This is a genomic window from Caulobacter hibisci, from assembly GCF_016135805.1.
Classification (GTDB): domain Bacteria; phylum Pseudomonadota; class Alphaproteobacteria; order Caulobacterales; family Caulobacteraceae; genus Caulobacter; species Caulobacter hibisci.
This window is the reverse complement of sequence record NZ_JADWOX010000016.1, coordinates 119,023-127,781: the sequence shown is the minus strand read 5'-3', so window position 1 is coordinate 127,781 and position 8,759 is coordinate 119,023. Positions and strand designations below refer to the sequence as shown.

Sequence of the window (8,759 nt, the reverse complement as noted above, 5' to 3'; positions counted from 1 at the left end):
GGGGGGGGGGGTGGTGGGGGGGGGCGCGGTGGCTCGGCCCCCGCCGCCCCCGGCCCCCCCCCCCCCGCCCGCCCCCGCCCGCGGGGGGGGGGGGGGGGCGCCGCCCCCCCCCCCCCCCCCACGTTTTCAGCTGCCGCGGCTATGGCCGGTTTCGCAGCCGCTCCCCCCACCGATCGCTGCGCGATCGCCTCCCCCAGAGGGGGAGGTTCGTCTTTGGCACTTCCCACCTGATCAACGTTCTCTAAAATGAGCGTTTGAACGAGGACCGCGCCCGTAAGAGGTTACAGCGGCCCGGCAGGAGGATCCCCATGCGCGACTACCTGAAGTTCTACATCGACGGCCAGTGGGTCGAGGCCAAGTCCAACAAGACGGTGGACGTCATCAATCCCGCCACCGAGGCCGTCGCCGGCCGGGTGACCCTGGGCTCGGTGGAAGACGTAGACGCTGCCGTCCGCGCCGCGCGCAAGGCCTTCGCCAGCTATTCCCAGACCAGCCGCGAAGAGCGCATCGACCTGCTCGAGCGGATCATCTCCGAGTACCAGAAGCGCTTCGAGGACATGGCCAAGGCCATCACCGAGGAGATGGGCGCCCCCGCGTGGCTGGCCCAGCGCGCCCAGGCGGCGATGGGGATCGCCCACGTCCAGACCTCGCTGCAGGTGCTGAAGGACTACAAGTTCGAGGAAGACCGCGGCACGACGCGCCTGGTCAAGGAGCCGATCGGCGTCTGCGCCTTCATCACGCCGTGGAATTGGCCGGTGAACCAGATCGCCTGCAAGGTCGCGCCGGCCCTGGCCGTCGGCTGCACCATGGTGCTGAAGCCCTCGGAAGTGGCCCCGTTCTCGGCCTGGATCTGGACCGAGATCCTCGAAGCCGCCGGCGTGCCGGCCGGCGTGTTCAATCTGGTCAATGGCGACGGGCCCACCGTCGGCGCGGCCCTGTCCAGCCATCCTGAAGTCGACATGGTGTCGTTCACCGGCTCGACCCGCGCCGGCATCGAGGTGGCCAAGAACGCGGCCCCGACCGTCAAGCGCGTGCACCAGGAGCTAGGCGGCAAGAGCCCCAACATCATCCTCGACGACGCCGACTTCCAGCGCGCGGTCGGCGGCGGCGTGGCCTCGGTGATGATGAACTCGGGCCAGTCGTGCAACGCGCCGACCCGGATGCTGGTCCCCGCGCCGCGCATGGACGAGGTGATCGCCATCGCCAAGGCCGCCGCCGAGGCCCACACGGTCGGCGACCCCAGCGGCAATTCCAAGCTCGGCCCCGTCGTCTCCGAAGTGCAGTGGACCAAGATCCAGGGCCTGATCCAGAAGGGCGTCGATGAGGGCGCGACCCTGGTGGCCGGCGGCCCCGGCAAGCCCGAGGGGCTGGAGACCGGCTACTACGTCAAGCCGACCGTCTTCGCCAACGTCACCCCCGACATGACCATCGCCAAGGAAGAGATCTTCGGCCCGGTGCTGGCCATCCTCGGCTATGACGGCGTCGACCAGGCCGTCGAGATCGGCAACGACACCGAATACGGCCTGGCCGCCTACGTCTCCGGCGGCGACCAGGGCGATGTCCGCAAGGTCGCGGCCAAGCTGCGCGCCGGCCAGGTGATCCTCAACGGCGCCAGCCCCGACCTGATGGCCCCGTTCGGCGGCTACAAGATGAGCGGCAATGGCCGCGAATGGGGCGACCACGCCTTCGGCGAGTTCCTGGAGACCAAGGCCGTGCTGGGCTATTCGCCCAAGCAGGCGGCGGAGTAGCCCCTTACAGGGAAGCGGGCGCGGCGGCCTGCCGTCGCGCCCGGATGTCCCGCAACAGAGCCTGCGCTTCCTTGGCTTCGTCGCGGCCATAGGGATCGCCGGCCAGTGGGCTGAGGATCCGCTCGGCCTTGGCGTCGTCGCCGGCGGCGATGAAGGCCTTGCCGGCCGCGAAGCGGACCTCTGCGATCTCGGGGGCCAGTTTGGTCGCCCGCTCCAGCAGGCTCAGCAGCTCGGCGTCGGGCGGGCCGTCGGTCATCCGCGTGCGGGCCAGGGTGTAGAGCGTCAGGTAGTTGTCGGGCTCGATCTTGGCGGCCTTGGCCAGGTAGGGCTGGGCCTCGGCGAACAAGGCCGCGCGTCGGGCGGGATCGGCCTGGCCGGCCTCGACCTTGCTGGCGGCCATCAGCTGCAGGGCCTCCAGGTTGCCCCCGTCCTCGTTGAGCAGACCCGCCAGCAGCGCCTCGCCGACGGCGCGGTCGCCCAGCTTGATCTCGACCCGGGCCTGGGCGGCGCGGGCGAAGCGATCGTCCGGCCGCGCCGCTGCGGCCCTGCGGATCTTTTTCAGCACCACCTCGGGCTTGTAGGGCAGCGGGGTCTTCAGGCGCTGGCTCAGCAGCAGCAGGTCGTCGGCGCCGGCCGATAGGCGGGTGATGCGGATCTCGGGTTCGGCCGGCGCTGTGCGGGTCAGGGCGACGGCGGGCGTGGGCATGGACGCATACCGCCTCAGCTCGGTCGCCATCTTGTCGGCCGGCTGGCCGAACACCGCCTCCCAGGCGGCCATGCGGTCGCCCTTGCCGCCCTCGATGCGCTTCAGGTAGTCGACCAGCTTGGCCCGCCGCTGCGGGTCGGACCACAGATAGTGGACGAGCAGCCAGATCTGGGTGTCGAGCCGGGCCTCCCGCGGAGGGTCCTCGGTCACCAGGGTTCCGGGCCTGTCGGCGATTTCCATGTTCGTCCGCTGTTCGTACCACGGATAGTGGGCGAGCAGCCAGATCTGGGTGTCGAGCTGGGACCCCCGCGGGTCGTCCTCGGTCGCCAGGGTTCTGGGCCTGTCGAGGATCTCTTTCATCGGCAGCCAGCCGCCCTGCAGCGAGGGCGAAGCCCACAACGGCGAATTGACGCCGACGGTGACCTTCCCGGGGGTCAGGATCGAGGCGCTGAAATACATTCCCAGCCCCGCGGTCAGCCAGTCCGGATAGGCATAGGGAAAATTATGCTTGAAGAAGTGGGCGCCGTAGGCCGCCAGCAGGGCGTCCTCCGAGGAGTCGGGCTGCCTGCGCTGCACGTGCCCAAACGAGGATCTTGAATCGCCGTCGAACCGCGAGCTGATCAGGCTGGTGATGAACACGTCGTCCAGGCTGGCGAAGGTGTTGCACAGGATAAGCTCAGGCGCGTCGGGATAGAACTTCTGGTACTGGACGGCGCTCCTGAACAGATAGACCGGCAGCTTGCGCCCAGGGGGATCGGCGAGATTGAACTGCCGGCGCAGCAGGCCGTCGAAATCCTCCAGCAGCGCGGCCCGCCGGCGCAGGCGCTCGACGTCGCCGGTGGCGTACACCACGAAGTGGCGGCTTTCGGCCTTGAACCACTCGCCCCGGGCCTGGGGCGTGACCACGACGCCGTCCTCCGAGTCCTGCGCCTCGGGTGTCGCTTCGGGTGTCGCCTGGGGTGTCGTCTGAGCGTGGCTCGTGCCTCCCGCCAGGATGGCCAGCGCCGCGAGGCCGGCGAAAACCCGGCCGGCCAGTATCGCGCCGACCGAAAACCTGCTGCGTCCGTCCAAGCCTGAAATCTCCGCGCGTCGCCTATAGAGGAAGTCAACCTTAGGGTCGGTCTCCGGCGCGATCAACCCTTTGACGGGAGCGCTGGAGCGCGGGCGGCCTCACCACTTCACGCTGGCCCGCGTCAGCACCAGGGTCTTGTCCGAGATGCCCCAGCCCATCAGCCCCTCGGGCTTGGCGCCCGGCGACGGTGCGGCGCGGGGCCAGCCTTCGCGGACCTCGAGGGCGGCGGCCTCGACGCGGCCGGTTCCGTTCAGGCGGCTGAAGCTGAGGGTCACGCCGTTGGGATCGGGGGCGTGGTAGGTCAGGCTGGACCATTCGCCGGGCTTGGTGGTCAGGGGCACCGGGCGGCCGTTCAGCCGGGCGCCGGCCAGCATGCCGTCGGCCTTGATCCGCAGGGTGACGTATTCGGCGCCGGGGCCGGGGATCACCCGGGCCAGCAGACGCTCGCCGGCCTGTTCGACGACCAGCTGCGGTGGATCCAGCGGCACGGGCCGGGCCTCGGCCAGCCAGGCCTTGGAGCGGAAGAACGGCGCCAGCTCGCCTTGCGTCGGCGTGCCGCCCTGGGCGGTGAGGGCCCCGCGCGACCAGGCGTCCAGCCGGGGCAGGGTCGAGATGCGCCAGGCGCGGCCGGTCGACAGGTCCGACAGGTGGGCGGCTTCGGTCAGTTCCGGCCGGGCCGGGCTGGCGCCGGCCAATACGGCGTAGGCCACCAGGCCCGCGCCCAGTCCGACGACCAGGGTGGCGGGGATGGCCGCCAGCTTCAGGGCCGAGAAGTCGTGGGCCAGGGGGATCAGGGCGGGCAGGGCCAGCAGGCCGAACGCCGCCAGGACCGCCGGCAGGCCAACGCCGAGGCCCGCGAAGGTCCAGCCGCCCCAGGCCCCGACCTGGGCGACCACGGCCACGGCGGCCAGGGCGACGAAGAAGGTCAGGGCCAGGGCGACCTTCTTGTTGCGCGTGCCGCCCTTGGCCAGCACCAGCACCGCCGCCAGGGCCGCGACCAGCAGCGGCCAGGTGGTCATCACCGAGCCGCCGGGCAGCAGCACCATGGTCGCGATCGCCAGGATCAGCAGGCCAAACAGCGCTCCGATCCAGGCCCCCAGCACGCCCACCGGCTTGCCCAGCGACGCCCAGACCAGCACGGCGGCGGCGACGCCCAGGCCCAGGCCGATCGGGTCCAGGGCCGGCGGGCCGCCGATCAGGCAGCAGACGCCGCCGGCCGCCAGGGCCAGCAGGCTGGGCCAGATCCGCGCCGCGCCCTTGGCCTGGCCGATCACCACGGCCAGGGCGGTGCCAACGAGCAGCGCCGTGCAGCCCAGCAGCAGCGGGTCGAACCGGCCGAGCAGGGCGTAGTGGGCCTGCACGTCGGCGATCCCCAGCAGCTTGCCGGCCAGGTGCAGGACCAGGCCGCCGGAGACGCCGACCAGCAGGAAGCCGCACAGGCCCTTCAGCAGTTCGACGGCGCTGGTCCCGCGGATCATCAGGCCGCGCACCAGGGCGTATAGCACCAGCACCCCGGCCAGGGCCAGCAGGCCCCAGGCGACCGGGGCCGGATAGCTGACCATCACCAGGCCGAAGAGGTCCGAGTAGACCGCGTTGGGGGCCTTGGCCGGCAAGTCGGCCGAGGTCGCCAGGGCCCGCACGGTCGGCAGCACCTGGTCGCCCAGGTGCTGCAGGCTGCCCTGGTCCAGGTGGTCGGCGCGGGCCAGGGGCGTGTGATAGGCCAGCTGGTCGTCGATGAAGGCGAAGTTCAGCCCCGGCAGGCCCGCCTTCACCGCGTGGGTGAAGTCGGTGTCGTTGGGCATCTTCTCATAGACCGCCGCGGCCAGGGAGTTGGCGGCGGGACGATGGGCCTCGCGGGCGAACAGGGCCATCAGGGCGCCGTTGCCGGGACCGGTCTGGAACATCGCCGCCCGGCCGGAATCGCCGCGCGCCTCCATGTTGATCACCATCCCCACCCGCTCGCGCAGGGGATCGCGGGCGAAGAAGGCCTCGGCGCCGAGCAGGCCCTGCTCCTCGCCGTCGGTGAACAGGAAGATCACGTCACGCGCCGGCGGCGGGCCGGCCTTGAGGGCGCGGGCGACTTCCAGGGCGGTCGCCACCCCGGCCGCGTCGTCGGCGGCGCCGGGCGAATTGGCCACCGAGTCGTAGTGGCTCATCACCAGCACGGCGGGCTTCCTGCGATCCTGGCCCGGCAGCACGCCGATGACGTTCTGCACCGAGCCGGCGATCAGGCTGCGGCCGTCGCCGCGCGGGCCGACATAGCCCTCGCCGGGGCGCACGGTCAGCTCCAGGCCCAGGGCCGTGATCCGCCCCATCAGGTGGTCGCGCACCCGGACGATGTCGGTCGAGCCGGTCGGGTGGGGGCGCAGGGCGATGGTCCGCACGTCGGCCATGGCCCGCGTGGCCGAGAAGGCGTCGGGCGGCGCGGTGGCGGGCTGGGGCGGCGGAGCGCGCTGGGCCAGGGCGGCCAGGGCCAGGCCCAGCAGCAGGCAGATCCAGAAGCCCAGGAGTCTGATCGCTTTCATCCGCGGCTCGCCCTCGCATCCATCCCGGCGGCTGGCCCGCGCCGGGTGAGGTTGGAGGCACGAGGGTGGGGGTGTTCGCGCGGCGGGGGAACGGGGAAAGGCGGCGGGACGGACGAAAATGGGCCGCCGGACCTGAACGACGGCCAGGGGGCGGGTCAGGGTTTTCCCTAGCATGGCCGCAACCGCTCATCGGGCTATGGCTTTTGTCCGCCACAAGCCGCGCCGAGGTTTCCGATGAGCATCGTCCCCTTCCTCTCGAGCCTGGCCCTGCTGGCCGCCTCGTCCCAGGCCGTCGGGCCCGTCGCGACGGACGGCAAGGCGATCGCCATCGCCGGAACCGAGCACACCGAGACCCTGGCCTGCGACGGCCGGGCGGCGACGATCGAGGGCGTCGACAACGTGGTCACCCTGACCGGGGTGTGCCGCAGCGTGGCGATCTCCGGCAGCGGCAACACCGTCACCGTGGCCATCGCTCAGGGGGGCAGCTGTCGGTCACCGGCACGGACCAGAAGGTCCGCTGGCGCTCCACCGGCGAGGTCCGCCGCCAGGTGAGCGGCGTCGACAATTCGGTGGTGCGGGTGAAGTAGGGCGCGTCGGGGCTAGGTCGCCCGGGCCGAAGACGGCCCTTAAGTCGAAGCCTCGCCCTAAGGGGCCTCGCCGCCGATCAGCACGGCCGGGTCGGCGTTGATCCCGTCGGCCAGCTTGCGCAGCAGCCGCACCAGATGGTCGAAGTCCTCGCCGCTCCAGTCCTTGAACAGGACCTGGGCCATGCGCTCGCGGGCGGCGTCGACGGCGTCGGTGGCGATCTTGCCCTCGGGTGTGATCACCGCCTCGCGCACGCGCCGGTCGGCCGCGCCGGCCTGGCGCGTGACCAGGCCCAGGGCCTCCAGCCGCGCCACCTGGCGACTGACCGTGGTGTGGTCGCGCCCGACCCGGCCGGCCAGCTCGACCACGCCGATCGGCCCCAGCCGCTCCACCGAGACCAGCAGCGGAAACAGCGCCCGCTCCAGCGTCAGCCCCGCGGCCTGCAGCATCGCCGCGTCGCGCTCGGGCTCGTTCATCGCCCCCATCAGGTCGATCAGCGACCGGTGCAGCGACGGCAGGGATTGGCTGATATGTGCATTATGCACATTATTCGTTGACATGCGGCGGGCCTCATCAGATATGTGCATAATGCACACAATGAGGCTGGCATGGAAGACTTAAAGCCCATCGACGTCCTGATCTGCGGCGCGGGCGCCGCCGGCCTGACCCTGGCCATCGACCTGGCCCGGCGGGGCGTCACGTTCCGCCTGGTCGACAGGCTGGACGCGCCGTTCGCCGGCTCGCGCGGCAAGGGCGTGCAGCCCCGCACGCTGGAGGTGTTCGAGGACCTGGGCGTCGTCGAGGCGCTGATGGCGGCGGGCGGGCCCTATCCGGCCCAGCGGATCCATCGCCCCGATGGCGGCCCCGAAGGCGGTCATGACGAGGTCCAGGAGATGGCGGTGACGCCGCCGACAGCGCAGGAGCCCTACCGCACCCCGCTGATGGTCCCGCAGTTCGCCACCGAGGCGGTGCTGCGCGCGCGGCTGGGGCGACTGGGCGGGGCGGTCGAGTACGGCCGCGAGCTGCTGGCGTTCGAGCAGCGGGATGATCATGTCGTCGCCCAACTGGGCGGAGCGGCGGGGCCGGAGACGATCGCCTGCCGCTACCTGGTCGGCGGCGACGGCGGCCGGTCGTTCGTCCGCAAGGCGCTGGACGTCGACTTCCCGGGCAAGACCCTGGGCGTGCGGGCCATCGTCGCCGACATCGTGCTGGAGGGGCTGCCGCGCGACGCCTGGCATCGCTTCAACGACGGCGACATGGCCCGGCAGTACGCCCTGTGCCCGCTGGCCGGGACCGAGCTGTTCCAGCTCCAGGCCCCGATCCCGCTGGAGGGCGAGGTCGATCTGAGCGCGGCGGGCTTGCAGGCCTTCATCGCGGCGCGGACCCCGGGGACCGCCCTGGTCGTGCGAGAGGTCCGCTGGGCCTCGGCCTACGGCATGAACGCCCGGCTGGCCGACCGCTACCGGGTCGGGCGGGTGTTCCTGATCGGCGACGCCGCCCACATCCATCCGCCGACCGGCGGCCAGGGGCTGAACACCAGCGTGCAGGACGCCTACAATCTGGGTTGGAAGCTGGCGGCGGTGCTGGCCGGCGCGCCCGAGGTCCTGCTCGACACCTACGAGGAAGAGCGCCGGCCGATCGCCGCGACCATGCTGGGCCTGGCCACCGACCTGCTGGACAGGGCCCGGCGGGGCGACATGCGACGCGGCCGCGAGGTGCACCAGCTGGATCTCGGCTATCCGTCCTCGTCCCTGGCCCTGGAGGCGCCCGAGCGGCAAGGCGGGCTGCTGGCCGGCGACCGCGCCCCGGACGCGGCCCTGCGCGACGCCGACGGCGGGGCGGTCCGGCTGTTCGAGCTGACCAGCGGCCCGCACTGGACCCTGGTGGTCCGGGGCGCCGCCGACGGCCTGCCGGCGTCTTCCGAGGCGCTCTGGGTCGTGGCGATCGGCGAGGACGGCGCGTTCCGCGATCCGGACGACGCCCTGGGCGCGGTCTACGGCCTGGCGCGGGGCGACCTGGCGCTGATCCGTCCCGACGGCTATGTCGGCGCGATCATCGCCGCCGGCGAGCGCGGGCGGCTCGCCGCCTATCTCGACCGGGTGCTGCCGCCCGCCTGACCTGGG

At 72.0% G+C, this 8,759-nt stretch carries 6 protein-coding genes; 3 read left to right on the top strand and 3 right to left on the bottom strand.

The genetic code is table 11. The features are described from left to right. The first annotated feature begins 308 nt into the window (after window positions 1–308). Entirely contained in the window at window positions 309–1,748 is a 1,440-nt protein-coding gene (locus I4Q42_RS19835; RefSeq protein ID WP_198577821.1) for an aldehyde dehydrogenase family protein, read from the top strand. A 4-nt stretch (window positions 1,749–1,752) separates the two neighbouring features. On the opposite strand, the gene I4Q42_RS19830 is transcribed toward I4Q42_RS19835, so the two are convergent. Then, window positions 1,753–3,525 (bottom strand): tetratricopeptide repeat protein, encoded by a 1,773-nt coding sequence (locus I4Q42_RS19830; protein ID WP_198577820.1) that lies wholly within the window; start codon window positions 3,523–3,525, stop codon window positions 1,753–1,755. Window positions 3,526–3,624: 99 nt separating this feature from the next. Continuing rightward, on the bottom strand, window positions 3,625–6,051 hold the full coding sequence (locus I4Q42_RS19825) for a M20/M25/M40 family metallo-hydrolase (protein WP_198577819.1): 2,427 nt from the start codon (window positions 6,049–6,051) through the stop codon (window positions 3,625–3,627). Between the two features lie 234 nt (window positions 6,052–6,285). Here I4Q42_RS19825 and I4Q42_RS19820 point away from each other — a divergent pair, with 234 nt between their 5' ends. Next, window positions 6,286–6,603 (top strand): DUF3060 domain-containing protein, encoded by a 318-nt coding sequence (locus tag I4Q42_RS19820; RefSeq protein ID WP_198577818.1) that lies wholly within the window; start codon window positions 6,286–6,288, stop codon window positions 6,601–6,603. Window positions 6,604–6,695: 92 nt separating this feature from the next. Here the strand turns inward: I4Q42_RS19820 and I4Q42_RS19815 are convergent, their stop codons facing one another. Continuing rightward, complete coding sequence (locus I4Q42_RS19815; RefSeq protein WP_198577817.1) at window positions 6,696–7,196, bottom strand: MarR family winged helix-turn-helix transcriptional regulator; 501 nt, start codon at window positions 7,194–7,196, stop codon at window positions 6,696–6,698. Between the two features lie 48 nt (window positions 7,197–7,244). Here I4Q42_RS19815 and I4Q42_RS19810 point away from each other — a divergent pair, with 48 nt between their 5' ends. After that, window positions 7,245–8,753 (top strand): FAD-dependent oxidoreductase, encoded by a 1,509-nt coding sequence (locus I4Q42_RS19810; protein WP_198577816.1) that lies wholly within the window; start codon window positions 7,245–7,247, stop codon window positions 8,751–8,753. Window positions 8,754–8,759 lie beyond the last annotated feature (6 nt).